A 14,963-nucleotide genomic window follows, 5' to 3' on the forward strand; every position below is an offset into this window, starting at 1 on the left:
CGGTCCTTTTCTTCCAGAAGGAAACAGCATGAAGATACCTTTTCAGCAGCTGCCATGACAATGCCGAAAACACCGCGAAAGCCAGGACGGCCAGGGCCATGAACCACCAGGTCTGGTAGACGAACGGCCGCAGATAAAAAGCGAACGCTGCTCCGGCCATGTTCCAGACGCCGTCGGCGTTGGCGGCGATGACCCGGAAGCGGTAAGGGCCGGGGTTGAGGTTGTTGTAAATAGCCTCACGACGATTGCCGGCGGAAGTCCAATCGCGGTCGTAACCCTCCAGCTTGTATTTGAATTCGATCTTGGCGGAACGGATGAAGCTCAAGGCCGTGTAATGGAATTCGAACCGTAGGCTACCTGCTGGCAGTCGCAACGGCACCGTTATGGAAGTGCCCGAGGCCGGCAGGCTGCGGTTGTCGACCACGACGGCTTCCACCAGAACCGGAGGCACCTGGTCGTTTTTCCGGATGCGGGCCGGGTCGATGCTCACCACTCCCGCCAGGTTGGCGAACCACAACCGGCCGCTGCCGTCCTTCCAGGCGGCGGGGTTGCCGGAATTGCATATGCGGCTCTTCATGCCGTCGTTTTCATCGAACACACGGCCGCTTACCTTTAGATTTTTATCGAAAGCCGCCCTTTCCAGTTCACTTTTTTTTGCCCGGAAGATGCCGCGCTCACTGCTCAGCCACAAATAACCCACGTCGTCTTCCAGGATGGCATAGACCCGGTTGTCGAACAAACCCCGGTCACTGTTCAGCGAACCCCAGCGGCCGTTTTCAAAAACTTTCAAACCCTGGTTGCGGGTACCGACCCATATCGTGCCGCGAAGATCTTCGTAAAACGAGACTACATGGCAATTGTCTAAAAACTGTTCTCTAATAAATTGTCCTGGCTTTTCCAGCGCCATGACCGCCAATCCGTTTTCACAACCAACCCACAAATTTCTTCGCCGGTCTTCGAAAAGCGATGTAATACGATCGTAGTCTGGGTCATCGGCGTGGAAATAACGCTTAAAAGTCCCTTGCTGCTGCCAGCAAAACAATCCCGCCCCATAGGTACCGATCCACAGCCGGCCAGAACTGTCTTTTAAAACACAGCGTGTTTCAATATTTGCGGTTGCCCCAGGCAGGGTAATTTTCTTGAAACTACCGTCCTGAAAATGGAGCAATCCTGAAGAAGTCCCTAACCAGAAGGAATCTTTGGCGTCAGTTTCCAACGACCAGATGGTCTCGCTACGAAAGCGGACCGGCAAAATGAAATTTTCGACCCGGTTATTCTGATAGCGGTTTAAATAACCGCCGTAGCCGACGATCCACAAAGCACCGGAATCATCCCCATGCACACTGCGGAACACTTCGCCGTTCAGTCCTTCGCGGCCAGTTATAGTAGTGATTTTTTCATCGCGGATCTGAGTCAAACCGCCATCAAAAGCTCCCACCCACAAAGAGCCCTCAGCATCCTCACAAAGGGAAGAAATATATTTGCTGTCCATCCCCTGGACTTTGTTCAGGAACTGAAAATCATCATTTTGCCAACGAATCAAACCTCCCTCGCTGACCACCCACAGGTTGCCGTCGTGATCCTCGATCAATGCGGTGATGTTGTTGCTTAAACCTGGTTTTAACAAAAAATGGCGCAATTTATTGTCCCGATAACTATACAGACCATCGTCCGTTCCGAACCACAAAAATCCGTCGCGGTCTTGGCTGATCGCACCAATATCACAGCCCAATTTATCGCTAGCGGACAGAATCCGGTGCCATTGTTCTTTTTCCAACCGATACAAACCTTTGTTTACTGTACTGACCACTATCCGCCCCGATCGATCTTTCGTCAAGCAGTGAATTCCTATGCCGGGAAAAACGAGGTCTTTTTTGAATGGTCCGTTATTCCCAGGAGAACGATAAAAAAGACCTTCTGAAGTACCGACCCAAAGATTGCCCTGGCCATCTTCGGCCAGGCAATTAAAGGAAATGCCTGCAACTTTTTGGGAAAGAGGATGATTTTGAAACTTCCCATTTTCCAGACTGAGAAGTTTTCCGCGATAAGTTCCAATCCAAAGAACTTCCCGACGATCGAAAAATAAATTGTTTACAAAATTATCGTGGAATTCAGGGGTATTATTGCTGTTAAATATAGAGAAATTTATTCCATCGAAACGCACCAGCCCTTCTACGGTACCCAACCACAAATAACCGGAGCGGCCTTGCGCAATGGCCAAAACCGTATTGTTGGGCAAACCGCGTTCGGTTTTCCATGTATCCAGGGTATATTGGGTTATTATTTTTTGTGGATCCAGGCTCCAAAGCCCTCCGACAAAATATATAAAAAAAACGATAAAAAAAACGCGCTTTTTCAAATTCAATTACTATCTTAGAAGAAACTTGGATTAAATACTATTATTACATGATATGTATTTTGGCCTTGCAAGCCACAAGCTGGAGCTCACCCTCCTTGTCGGCGAAAACCTTTTCCAGCTTGGCCAGCGCTTTTTCGGCTTCAATGAATCTTTTCCCCTTTTTTTTTGCTTCCGGCTGCGTGTCAAGATAGGTTCTGATCTTGCCCAACAGCAGATTCACATTTGCTTTTTTTATGTCCATGGGTTACCTCCGTTTTATAATATGCAATAATTTTAGTTTAAATAATGAATAAAAACAATAATTCAATGAAACTTACAATTCTGCGAGAGCAATAGTTTAATTAAAAAATAATTGAACTATTCCTTCTAAATAAAAAAGGTTTTTAAAACTCATCCCCTACCCCTTCTCTTGGCAAGAGAAGGGGCATAGTAACGCTCCCCTCTCTTTTTGAAAGAGAGGGGCCGGGGCAGCACAAATTATCCGTCTATCCTGACGGATATAATTTGTCTGTCCCCAAAGGGGGGTGAGTTGTTTTTACAATTGCACTACATTACAATTCTACAAAATCATGTTATGAACAATATATCCTCTTTAACCCTGGCCCTGACCGAGCGCTGCAATTTTTCCTGTCCCTACTGCCCGCAACATAGGGGGGGAAAAACATTGAAGATAGAAGAAATTACCGCTTTCCTGGATTTTCTCAAACCCCGTTTGGCCAAGGAGGTCTGGCTGGGCTTTTACGGTGGCGAACCGTTATTGAGTTGGCTGCTGGTAGAAAAAACTGTCGAACATTTGCGAAAAAACCGCAGAAACAAATTTCGCTTCACCCTGACCACCAACGGTTCGCTCCTGAAAAAAGAACATATTTTGTTTTTAAAAAAAAACCAGTTCGAGCTGGTTTTAAGTTATGACGGCCTGGCCCAGGCAAAGCGCAACCCGGGCAGCATCGTTGCGGTCGAAAAGGCCCTGGCCAACCTGCAGGAGCTTTATCCCGAAGGTTATATGGTCAACAGCGTTTTCACCCCCGCAACCATTTCATTGCTGTCCGCTTCATTCGGAAATTTAATGGAACAGGGGCACCGGCACCTGCAATATTCTTTGGACTTGAGCGTTCCCTGGCACGATTCTGACCTTAAGGTTTTGGAAAAGGAGCTCAATCGCCTGGCCGATCGCTGCCTGGAAGTCCAAAATAAAACCGGCAAGCTGCCGCTGGAAAACTTCAAAGATACCCGCCCAAATGGGGTTTTCGCCTGTTTTGCCGGCCGCGACCGGCTGGCGTTGCTCCCGGACAACACCGTCTGGGGCTGTTACCTGTTTTACGACCTGCTGGGACACCTGCCCGAACACTCCGATTACCGGAAATACTGTTTCGGCAAATTGCCCGCTTTCATACGCAGCACGGCCAAGACCAAAGCCGTGGCCGCCAATTATAGCGATCTGCGCCAGGATTATTTTTTCACCGTCGAAAAAGAACTCTGCAGCCTGTGCCCGGAGCTCGAATCCTGCAGCGTCTGCCCGGCCGTTGCCGCACTGGCTACCTCCCGGCTCGCTGTCATCCCCGGCTGGACCTGCCGCATCAAAGGGATCCAGGCTAAGCATAAATCGCTTTTTGCGGGCATGTAAGACAAAATCCTGACTTCCCGAGATATTGGGCATCTATTTTTTGAATTTTGTCGACCTAACTCACCCCCGTCCCCCTCTCTTTTTAAAAAAGAGGGGGTGGAGAAGAACTCTTAATCCCCTTCTTTTTATTAAGAGAAGGGGTGGGGGATGAGTTACGAGCATTTAGATTTTCTCAATATAGTACTTTTCAATCTATTTTTCGGACCATTTTTGCGGCGATTCATTGAATTTTTTCCCCCAGCGATATAAGATGAGGCCATAAAAAGGAGGTACGATGAAAAAGTTCATGCTGACGTTTTTGGCGGCTGCCATTTTACTGGCCGGCCTGACCCAGCCCCTGGCGGCCAAGGGCGATAAAATCAGGATCGGCGTCCTGCGCTTTACCAACGACACCAGGGCCAGCTGGTGGAATTCCCAAGTGGGCAACGAGCTGTCGGACATGCTGGCCGCGGAGCTGGTCAGCACCAGGTCCTTCAGCGTGCTGGAAAGGAAGGAGCTTGATGCCGTCCTCGGCGAACAGGACCTGAGCGCCTCGGACCGGGTCAGCGAAGCGACCAAGGTGAAGCTGAAGCAGCTGAAAGGCGCCCAGTACCTGATCGCCGGCACGGTTTCCGCCTATGAGGAAAATGTCAAGGGCGGGGGCGCCGGCATCCGCCTGGGGCCGGTCAGCCTGGGCGGCTCCAAGGAAAAAGCCTACATCGCCGTGGACGTGAAGGTCGTCGACACCGAAACCGGCGAAATCGTCGATGCCCGCACCATCGAAGCCACGGCCAAGGGCAGCGCCCTGAGCGCCGGCCTGAGCATCAGGAATTTTTCTTTCGAGGGCGGAGGTTATAACAAAACCCCGGCCGGCAAGGCCATCCGCGCCTGCATCCTCTATGTCGCCGAATACCTGGAATGCTCCATGGTCAGGGGCACGGACGACGAGTGCATGGAAAAATGGGACGAGATGGACAGCAAGCGCAAGGAAAAGACCAAGGACGCCATCGACCTGGACGATTGACCGTTGTCGTTAACAAAGCCGGCGGCCGTCAAGCGGCAAAGGGTCGCGCGAACTTGACAGGAAAGCCGATTTGGTGTATGTTTAGGGATGAGTTGGGCGGTTAGCTCAGTTGGTAGAGCATCGGTTTTACACGCCGGGTGTCAGAGGTTCAAACCCTCTACCGCCCAGGCTTTTCTTGTGGCGCGGGGTCGTAGTTCAGTTGGTTAGAACGCATGCCTGTCACGCATGAGGTCGCGAGTTCGAGTCTCGTCGGCCCCGCCATTCCCCAGGCTGGGGGCGTAAAGGTTTCGACAGTTTTGATGAAGTTAAAGAGGCGGACTGAGCCGAGTAGCTCAATAAACTGCTCAAAAAAAGAAAAGCAAACAACTTTGCACTCGCAGCGTAATTAACACGTTGCCGTTCCGGTTTTCCCCGCCCGCGGGAGGGCCGGAGCGTCACTTTGCGGGCTAGCGTTGGATTGAGCGCCTTCTGTGGTTCGACGCGAAAACCTGTGAGGGCCGCTGGCAGCCCATTTTGTTTGTTTCAAGGGTTGCCGGTCGTATAGAAAACAAACTATGTCCGTAGAATCTTTAGTGGAGTCATTATTGGACGCGGGTTCGATTCCCGCCGCCTCCACTGCCATTTTTATGTGAGCGTGATGAGACAAACCAAGAAAACGAGCGCCATTCTTGTTTCCCTCCTGCTGCTTGCGCGCCTGCTGCCCGCCCTGGCCATCGATTTCCGCTCCTTCGACCACGAAGGGTTCACCCGCATCGTTCTTCAGGCCGACCAGAATTTCGCCTTCTCGGTGCGCAACGCCCCGGGCCAGCTGCAGGTGCTCCTGCCCAAGCATGCCGATTTCAACACCCAGTCCTTCGCCGTTCAAAATTCGCGGCTGCTGGAAAGGGTGACCAGCGAAGTCAGGGAAAACAACAGCGTCCTCACCGTCTTCTTCAAGGACGACGTCAGCGTGACCAAGAATTTTGTCCTGGAGAAGCCTTTCCGTCTTGTTTTCGACCTGGTGAAATCGGAAAAAGTCCCCGCGGCGGCACCCGAAACGACGCCGAAAAGCGATCCCCCCCAGGTTCAGCCAGCCGCGGCGCAGCCGGCCGAACCCGCGACCAGCAAACCGATTGAGACCATCTGCATCGACGCCGGTCACGGCGGCGAAGACCTCGGCGCCCTGGGCAAGTCCAAGCTGCTGGAAAAGGACGTCACGCTGCGCATCAGCCAGAAGCTCAAACGACTCATCGAATCCAAGACCGGCTTGCGGGTGATCATGACCCGGGACGGGGACAACGAAGTCTCGCTCAATTCGCGGGCGTCCATTGCCAACAACCAGCAGGCGCAGATGTTCGTTTCCATTCATGTCAATTCCTCCTTCCGCAAATCGGCGTACGGCTCGGAAACCTACTTCGTCAGCCTGAAGGCCACCGACCCGGAAGCCCTGGACCTGGCCCGCAAGGAGAACCAGAACCAGGAAGACCCGGGCGAAACGATCAAGAACGACGAGTTGAAGATGATTCTCTGGAACATGGCCCAGACCGAATACATCCGGGAATCGAGCACGCTGGCCGAATACATCCAGAACGAATTGAACGACCTGCTGGGCACCCGCAACCGCGGCGTCAAGCAAGCCCCGTTCCGCGTCCTGATGAGGACCGCCATGCCCGCCGTGTTGATCGAGACTTCTTTCATCTCCAACTCCGCCGAAGAAAAAAAACTGCAAAGCGAGGAATTCCTGGATAAAATCGCCTTTGCCATATTCAACGGCGTCTCCAAATTCATTTACTATTACAACAACATCGTCAAATGACGGCCAAAACGCGGAACATCCTGCTGGTCTCCCTGGGCGCATTTTTTTTTGCCGCCCTCCTGATCGTGGTCTGTTCCCGAAAAAAAGCGGAAAACCCCGAGCGCGAAACGCTCACCAAAACGGTCGCCGACGGCACCATCGCCGAATTCATCAAGGTCAAGCTTTTTTACAACAGCGAATCGTCGCCTTTGTTGCAGCCGGTGAACCGCGAGATGGAGGTCCCGGAAACCAAGGAAGAATTGTACAGGAAATTCATCAGCCTGCTGCTCACCAGCAGCGGCGGGCTCATCATGCCGGTGCCGGAGGGAGTCCAGCTGCGCAGTGTTTTTTACCTTAAGGACAAGGAGATGCTGGTGCTCGATTTCAGCGACAACTTGGTCAACGCCTTTCCCGGCGGCACCGCGGCCGAGCTGGAATTCATCTATTTCGTCGTCGACAATTTCTGTTTCAATTTCCCCGAAATAAAGAAGGTCAGGATTCTCTGCGGCGGCAATGAAAGCAAAACCTTGGGCGGCCACATCGACCTGGAAAAGCCGTTCTTCCCCGATTTCAGCCGCATCTCTAATGATTGAACGCCGTTATCAGCAGCAAGGAGGCATCCATGCTTTCAGGGATTGAAAAAATCCTTTTCCTGGCCGCCATCGCCCTCGCCGTCGGCCTGGCGTTGAACGAGTTCCGCCGGAAATTCCTGCTGATCGGCCGCGGCCGGAAAGTCTCGCGCCGGGACCATCCCGGCCGGCGCCTCTGGGAGATGCTCTACCGGGTATTCCTGCAGCTCCCGGTGTTCGCCCAGCGGCCGGTTACCGGCTTCTTTCACGCCGTCATCTTCTGGGGCTTCCTCGTCTTTTTGGGCGTCACCCTCAACCATGTCGCCGAGGGCTTTATCGAGGGCTTCAGCCTGTTCGGCCACGGCGCGATCTACGCGCTGCTATTGTCTGCGGCCAACCTTTTCGCCGGCTTGATCATCCTGGCCGTCATCTATTTTTTCTTTCGCCGCTACGTCTTCCGCGCCAAGAGCCTGGACCGCCCGTCCTACCAGTCGCTGACCGTCCTCTTCTTTATTTTCACCCTGATGGTCAGCTTCATTTTTTATGAAGCGTTTAAAATGTATTCCCTGGGACCGGCAAAAGGATATTCCCTCGCCAACTGGGCGTTCTTCCATGTCCTTCCGGCCCCAGCCATGATTTCCGCAACGGCCGTTCTCTTCTGGACAAAGTTCCTCTGGTGGCTGCACATCCTGGTCATCATGGCCTTCGGCGTCTTCATCATGTTTTCCAAGCACCTGCACCTGCTGGCCGGGCCCATCAACCTGCTCTTCAAGAACCTGGGCGTCAAGGCCGAAATTCCCCTGCTCAACCTGGAGGAGCAGGAAAAATTCGGCACGCCGCAGATCGTAGACCTGAGCCGCAAGGACCTGCTGGATCTTTTTTCCTGCGCCGAATGCGGCCGCTGCGACGATGTCTGCCCGGCATTCCAATCGGGCAAAGCCCTGTCGCCAAAAAAACTTCTGGAAAAATTGAAAAACCACCTGCTGGCATCCGCCTCCCAGCTGCGCAGCGACCCGGCCGGCCTGAAAAAGTTGTTCGGCGAGGTGATCAGCGAGGAGGAGGTCTGGGACTGCACGACCTGCGCCGCCTGCATGGAGGTCTGCCCCATGCTCAACGAGCATATCGCCAAGATCATGGGCATGCGCCAGTTCGGCGTGCTGATGGAATCCAGGTTCCCCGAGGAATTCCAAACCCTGTACCGCGGCCTGGAAAATCAGGGCAACCCGTGGGGCATCAACGCCGACACGCGTCGCGATTGGGCCAAGGACCTGAACATTCCGCTGCTGGCGGAAAAGGGCAAAACCGACATCCTGCTCTGGGTCGGCTGCGCCGGCAGCTTTGACCAGCATTCCCAGAAAATCGCCCGCTCGCTGGTAAGGCTGCTGCAGCGCAGCGGCGTCGATTTCGCCTTCCTGGGCAACGAGGAAAAATGCTGCGGCGACCCGGCCCGGCGCAGCGGCATGGAATACCTGTACCAGATCCAGGCGCGGCAGAATATCGAGACTCTGAACCGCTATTCGTTCAAGCGCATCGTCACCATTTGCCCGCACGGCTACCACGTGCTCAAGAACGAGTACAGCCAAATGGGCGGCGACTACCAGGTCGTCCACCATTCGGAACTGCTGCTCGAGCTCCTGGCCCAAGATAAATTGAAAATTCAGGCCTCCGGCAATGGGAAAATGACCTACCACGATCCCTGCTATCTCGGCCGCTACAACGGCATCTATGAACAGCCGCGGCGGCTCCTGCAAAGCCTGAACCGGCACCGGCCGCTGGAAATGGCGTCCAGCCGGCAGACCAGTTTTTGTTGCGGCGGGGGCGGCGGCGGCATGTGGAAGGAAGAAAAGAGCGGGGAACGCATCAGCCACTGCCGCATCGCCCAGGCGGAAAAAACCGGAGCGGAGACCATCGTCACCGCCTGCCCGTTCTGTTCCATCATGTTCAATGACGCCTTGTCCGAAACCGGGCGGGAGAAATTGAAAACCGTCGACCTGGCCCAAGCCATCGAGGAGAAACTCGTATAAGCGCGGTCGCCATGCCGAAAAAAAAAGCAATCCTGGCCGGCGACCTGGCCATGCTGGCCGGAATGGCCACCTTCTTCATTTTTCGCGCCCCCGGCTGGCTGTGGCTGCTGCCCGGCGCGCTTTGCCTGCTCCCGTTGCTGCTGCGGCTGATCCGGACGTACTCTCGGTCCTGGCAGCGCTGTTTTTTCCCCATCGCCGCCGGCCTGCTGGCCTGGCCGATGCGCCTGTTTTACTGGGACCGCGGCGACTTCAACGCCCGCATGAGCAACCTGATGCTGCTGGCATCGCTTTTCACGCTGGTTTTCCTGGCCCGTGAACGGCACTGGCACAGAAGGTTCCTGCACGGCTTCAATTCGCTGGCCTTGCGCAAAAGGCTGCTGGCCATCTTCATCGCCGCGGAATTGCTCTTCATCCTGGCCGCCGCCCTGCTGACCCGATCCGGGGTGGCGCTGGTCGGCGACGAGCCCCATTATCTGGCCATCAGCCAATCCCTGGCGCGCGACCGCGACCTCAACGTCTTCAACCAGTATTTCCGCGACGGCTTCAAGGAGTTTCTCAAGGTCGAGAAACTGGCCGCCCACGGCACCTGGGGCAAGGGCTTCAAAAAAATCTACTCATACCACCTACCGGGCGTTTCCCTGACTCTGGCCCCCTTCTTCTTTGTCAGGCTCTCCCCGCCCCTCCTCTATTTTTTGCTGCGCTCATTCCTGGGGCTGTTCGGCGCCCTGCTGGCCGTATTGATCTACCTTTTCTGCCTCAGGCTCTGGCGTTCGCGCAGCCTGGCTTTTTTCGTCACCATGGTCTTCAGCCTGTCGGCCCCGGTCTTTTTTTATTCCATTCACATATTCGCCGAACTCCAGGCTATGCTGCTGACCTTAAGCGCCCTGTACCTGCTGTTTTTCAAGGTACGGGGAAAGGAAAGCCTCAGCCTTTGGGCCGGTTTGCTGCTCGGCAGCACCATATTTTGGGGGGTCAAGTACGTCCTTTTCATATACCCCATCGGCCTGGGCTTTTTCGCCTATTGGACCTGGAAAAAAAAGTTCCGCCCGGCTCTGTTGCTGATTGTCTTCCCGTTGCTCTTTCAGGCCCTCTTCTTCGGTTACCTGTACCACGCCTACGGAAACTTTTCGCCCAACTCCGTTTATTACGGCATGCTCAACCCGGCGGAGTCCAAGGCGCTCTACGAAACCTTATTGAAAACGATCACGCTGAATATGCGCTGGGAAACCCTGCTCGATTATTTCTTCGACCAGCGCGACGGCCTGCTGCTCTACAACCCCTTCTATTTTTTCGCCTTTCCCGGCCTGCTGCTGGCCCTGAAGAACTTCAAGCGCTACCGCCTGCAGCTGCTGGTTGCCCTGCCGGCGCTGCTGTTCGTTCTGAATCACGCCTTTTCGACCATCCGCCCCGGCTACTGCCCGCAGGGCCGCTACCTGACCCCGGTCGTTTGGGCGCTGCTCCTTTTTGCCGTGATCTTCTACCGGGAAAGCCGCAGCCCTTTTTTCAAAAAGGTATTTCTCTGCCTGCCGCTCTACTCGCTGTTCGTCACCGGTTATCAGATATGGCAGCCGTTCACCCTTTATCAGGAAACCACCCACGACACGCTGCTGCGCCCGGGCCTGATGTTCCAGAATTGGGCCAACAGCCGCATCGACCTGCCGGCCATGCTTCCCTCTTACATCAAGACCGACAACAGCGGCTACCTGCCTAACCCGGTGTTCCTGGCGCTCTTTGTGCTGCTGGTCGCTTTTACCCTGACCCCGTGGCGGTGCAACGACCGGCGCCGCGGCGACCGGCGCATGCCCCGCGGCCTGACTCCGCTGCTGATTTTTTTCGGAATCTTTTCGCTGGCCAGCCTTTTCCCGCGCCCCGACCTGGCCGATCCGCAGCGCATCGTCGGTCCGCGCGACCTCCCCTGCCAGATCTACTTCCAGCCGGCGGTCTGGAGCGGCAGCGAAGAGGCGACCTGGCTGAGTTCGCTCGGCCGCTGCCGTCTGCGCATCGAAACACTGGTCCCGCTCAAGTCCATCCAGATCGGCGTGCAGAATCGCTCGACGAGCCAACCGCTGGGAATGACCGTCGCTCTCTTCGATGAAACGCAAATTCCCCGGCAAATGCCACCCGGAGCGGAAAGCGAATTCCGTTTCGATCAGCCCGGTTTCCTAAAGCTGAAAAACCGCTTCAACTACCAGCTGGAACTGGCCGCGGGGGCTCCCGTGCCGTGGCTGCTGCGCCTCAAGCTGCGCTGAGCTCCCTCCCGGTGGTCGGGCGTGGAAAACATGTTATAATACCTGGGAAAATCGAGGCCGAACCATGATCTTCAGCACGCCGGCATTCCTTTTTCTGTTCCTGCCGCCTGTATTGCTGATCGCCTTGTTTTTAAAAAAAGAAGCCCAGAATTTTTTTCTATTTCTGGCCAGCCTGTTCTTCTACTCCTGGGGCGAGGGCTGGCTCGTGCTGCTGCTCCTGGCATCGGTCCTGTTCAACCACGGTTTCGCGCTGGCGATCGAAAAAAACAATTCCCCCGGAAAAAGAAAAGCCCTGTTGATCACTGGCCTCGGGTTAAACCTGTCGCTGCTGGTCATTTTTAAATATGCAGACTTCATCCTGGCCAATCTCGGGCCGCTGCTGCGGACCGCGGGTCTGGCCATCCACAAAACTTCCACCTGGCACCAGCCCCTGGGCATTTCATTTTTCACCTTCATGGCCCTGGCCTATCTGGTCGAGGTTTACAACCGCGTCTGTCCAGCCGAAAAAAAATTCCTACACACCGCCCTTTTCATAACACTTTTCCCTACCGTGCTGGCCGGGCCGATCAACCGCTACTCGCGGCTTCGGCAGCAGCTGGCGGAGCGGGAATCCACCCCGGAACTCCTCTCCCAGGGCATCCGCCGTTTCATCATCGGCTTGGGCAAAAAAGTCCTGCTGGCCGATACCCTGGCCAGGGTTGCCGACCAGATATTCGCCATCCCCACTGCAGGTCTCACGGCGCCCGTTGCCTGGCTCGGAATTGTCTGCTACACCCTGCAGATCTTCCTGGACTTTTCAGGTTATTCCGACATGGCCATCGGCCTGGGGCAAATGTTCGGCTTCACTTTCATGGAAAATTTTAACTTCCCATATATTTCCAGGTCCATCACTGAATTCTGGACGCGCTGGCATATCTCCCTGTCTACCTGGCTGCGTGATTTCCTTTTCCTGCCCATGGCCTACGCCACGTCGCGCCGGATTAAATCCGACCGCTGGCTGGGTATCCGCGCCGAATCCTGGAGTTATTACCCGCCCATGCTTCTGACCATGCTGCTCTGCGGCCTCTGGCACGGCGCCGCCTGGACATTCATCGTCTGGGGGCTCTACCATGGCGTCTTCATTGTGCTGGAGCGTTTCGCTTTGAAAAAAATCCTCAAGCGCCTCTGGCCGTCCTTGCAGGTCATCTATGCCATGCTGCTTGTAGGCTTCGGCTGGGTGCTGTTCCGGGCCGCCAGTTTTTCCGGGGCCGTCAAGTATTGGCGTTCCATGCTCGGCTTCGGCCGCGGCGACGGTGTGGAATTCTACCCCGCCCTTTACCTGGACAATGAGGTGCTGGCCGTGTTGATTATGGCGTTCCTGGTTGCTTCGCCTGCCGGCCATGCCCTACCAGCGACATTTGCCCGGATCTTCCAAAATACAAAAGAAAAATACCGCTCCTGGCTGGCCGGAGGATATCAACTCCTCACCACCGTTCTGCTGATCTCCGTATTGCTAGCCAGCGCCATGCGCCTGGCCATGTCCACCTACAACCCGTTCATTTATTTCAGGTTCTGACATGATGAAAACGCTGCCAAAAAGCACATGCTTGAGCCGCCGCAATCTCAACCTGTGGTTCAATTTCAAAAAAAATTCCGGCCTGCCACTTCTCTTCCTGATCCTCATCAGCTTGCCGCTGCTTGATGGGTTTTTCAAGATCAGTCAGGCCGCCCCATCGAATGAAAAAAGAAAACTGGCTGACAAACCGCATTTTTCCATCCTCGATCCGTTTGGCTATTTAAAATATTTTGAATCCTATTTCAACGACAATTTCGGCTTCCGCGACCAGCTGGTCTACTTCCATAACATGATCCAAGTGATGGTTCTCAGGACCTCACCCCTGGACAGAGTCGTCATCGGCAGGGACGGCTGGCTTTTTCTGGGTAGAGAAACCGAGTTCCGCGATGAAATCAATTATTTCCGCTCCGTCAAACTCTTTTCCAAGGCGGAACTGATGCGCTGGCGGACCGTACTGCAGCGAAGACGGCAGTGGTTCCAGCACCGCGGCATATTTTACATTTTCATAGTCATCCCCAACAAAAGCACGATTTACCCTGAATATTTACCGCGCACCATCCGCAAGGCCAACCAGCAGAGCCGCCTTGACCAGCTGCTTGCCGCATTGCGCCGGGATCCCGATTTCCCAGTACTCGATTTCAGGGAAATCTTTTCTAGGGAAAAAAACAATTCGCTCCTGTTCTACCGCACCGACACCCACTGGACCGAATTGGGCGCTTATTTCGCCTATAGGGAAATCATGAAAAAACTGGCGGCGGCTTTCCCGGGTGTGCGTGCCGCTTCCCTGGACCAGTTCACCGTGGAAAGCGGCGGTTATTTCAACGGCGATCTGGCGCTGGAACTTTGCTTGCAGAACAGCAAATTCAAGGAACAGGACATCGTGCTGCGCGCAAAGACACCGGCCCCGTTCGCAACCAGCAGCGCCGAAAGCGAACCTGGCCGCTTTATCAGAAAAACCATCAGCGAATGCCCCAGCGGCGTCCTGCCCACAGCGCTAATCGTGCACGATTCATTCATGTTCCAATTGAAACCGTTTTTTCAGCCGCATTTCCAGCGCATCGTCTATATCTGGGATTGGAATTGGCGCTTTCTTTTAGAAGAAATCGAAAGTGAAAAACCTAAAATCGTCATCGATGAAATGGTCGAACGCTTCCTCAGCGATCGGATGCCGGCGAATCCTCCGGGAATGACCGATTCCGATAAGGATTGATTACGGCCGTCAGACGCTTCAATCCACGGTAATCGACTTGGAGACGTTCTTGGGCACGTCGGGATGGACGCCGTGGTTTTCGACATGGACGCGGTTGAGGTACTTCATCTTGGCCACCGACATTTTCAGAGCCAGCATTTGCAACACCAGCGCGGCCTGGAAAATAAAAATATTGCTGTCGCCGCTGCGCGGGATGCGGATATACTTGCAAAAATAGTCATTCATCCCCGCCGGCCTGCCCTCGACCGCCTTGCGCAGCTCCTCGTTCTCCTCGGCGATCAGCACCACGTCGGCGCCGCGGATCTTGTGGGTGTGGATCTGCGAAATGGTGATGCGGATGTCGCGCTCATCGGGCGGGCAGATGAAGATCAGCGGGTAATTGGAAAAATACCTTTCGGCGTTGACCTGTTCCCGGAACTGGCGGTACAGCTCCTGGCACCGTTTCAGCAGGCCGGCGGCCAATGCCGGGTCGTTGCTGATTTCGCTGCTGAAATCGTTGAACTTGAAGTCATGGATCCAATCGATGAACCGGGCGGCGATGGCCTCGCGGTCGCCTTTGCGGCCGTCCGCATCGAGGAGCAGGCGGCGGCTGAAAT

At 54.7% G+C, this 14,963-nt stretch carries 11 protein-coding genes, 2 tRNA genes and 1 other RNA gene; 11 read left to right on the forward strand and 3 right to left on the reverse strand.

Annotation, left to right across the window (positions count from 1 at the left end):
* Both NTW95_11310 and NTW95_11315 read right to left on the reverse strand, forming a co-directional pair.
* Positions 1 to 2,365: triple tyrosine motif-containing protein (locus NTW95_11310; GenBank protein ID MCX6557997.1), on the reverse strand; the 2,365-nt coding region annotated here is incomplete at its 3' end.
* Positions 2,366 to 2,402: 37 nt separating this feature from the next.
* Positions 2,403 to 2,600, reverse strand: coding sequence for a hypothetical protein (locus NTW95_11315; protein ID MCX6557998.1), 198 nt, complete (start codon positions 2,598 to 2,600; stop codon positions 2,403 to 2,405).
* Positions 2,601 to 2,933: 333 nt separating this feature from the next.
* Between NTW95_11315 and NTW95_11320 the strand changes: the two genes are divergently transcribed.
* From NTW95_11320 to NTW95_11370, 11 genes are all read left to right on the forward strand, one after another.
* Positions 2,934 to 3,983, forward strand: a complete 1,050-nt coding sequence (locus NTW95_11320; GenBank protein MCX6557999.1) for a radical SAM protein — start codon at positions 2,934 to 2,936, stop codon at positions 3,981 to 3,983.
* A 274-nt stretch (positions 3,984 to 4,257) separates the two neighbouring features.
* Positions 4,258 to 4,986: a CsgG/HfaB family protein gene (locus tag NTW95_11325; GenBank protein MCX6558000.1), complete on the forward strand. Its 729-nt coding sequence runs from the start codon at positions 4,258 to 4,260 to the stop codon at positions 4,984 to 4,986.
* 94 nt (positions 4,987 to 5,080) lie between these two features.
* Positions 5,081 to 5,153 (forward strand) — tRNA-Val (locus tag NTW95_11330).
* A 17-nt stretch (positions 5,154 to 5,170) separates the two neighbouring features.
* Positions 5,171 to 5,247, forward strand: a tRNA-Asp gene (locus NTW95_11335).
* Between the two features lie 11 nt (positions 5,248 to 5,258).
* Positions 5,259 to 5,604: a transfer-messenger RNA gene (ssrA, locus tag NTW95_11340) on the forward strand.
* Positions 5,605 to 5,623: 19 nt separating this feature from the next.
* On the forward strand, positions 5,624 to 6,781 hold the full coding sequence (locus tag NTW95_11345; GenBank protein ID MCX6558001.1) for an N-acetylmuramoyl-L-alanine amidase: 1,158 nt from the start codon (positions 5,624 to 5,626) through the stop codon (positions 6,779 to 6,781).
* Positions 6,778 to 7,353 (forward strand): GerMN domain-containing protein, encoded by a 576-nt coding sequence (locus NTW95_11350; protein ID MCX6558002.1) that lies wholly within the window; start codon positions 6,778 to 6,780, stop codon positions 7,351 to 7,353. Before NTW95_11345 ends, NTW95_11350 begins: the two co-directional genes overlap by 4 nt.
* A 29-nt stretch (positions 7,354 to 7,382) precedes the next feature.
* A complete protein-coding gene (locus tag NTW95_11355; protein ID MCX6558003.1) occupies positions 7,383 to 9,353 on the forward strand; it encodes a heterodisulfide reductase-related iron-sulfur binding cluster in 1,971 nt (656 codons plus the stop codon).
* Between the two features lie 11 nt (positions 9,354 to 9,364).
* The gene (locus NTW95_11360; GenBank protein ID MCX6558004.1) at positions 9,365 to 11,602 is read left to right on the forward strand and encodes a hypothetical protein; all 2,238 of its coding nucleotides are present in this window, start codon (positions 9,365 to 9,367) and stop codon (positions 11,600 to 11,602) included.
* A 64-nt stretch (positions 11,603 to 11,666) separates the two neighbouring features.
* A complete protein-coding gene (locus NTW95_11365; protein ID MCX6558005.1) occupies positions 11,667 to 13,157 on the forward strand; it encodes an MBOAT family protein in 1,491 nt (496 codons plus the stop codon).
* Between the two features lies 1 nt (position 13,158).
* Entirely contained in the window at positions 13,159 to 14,367 is a 1,209-nt protein-coding gene (locus tag NTW95_11370) for a DHHW family protein (protein MCX6558006.1), read from the forward strand.
* Between the two features lie 18 nt (positions 14,368 to 14,385).
* Here the strand turns inward: NTW95_11370 and NTW95_11375 are convergent.
* Positions 14,386 to 14,963: hypothetical protein (locus tag NTW95_11375; protein ID MCX6558007.1), on the reverse strand; the 578-nt coding region annotated here is incomplete at its 5' end.

The sequence above is a fragment of the Candidatus Aminicenantes bacterium genome, from assembly GCA_026393795.1.
Lineage (GTDB): Bacteria > Acidobacteriota > Aminicenantia > UBA2199 > UBA2199 > UBA2199.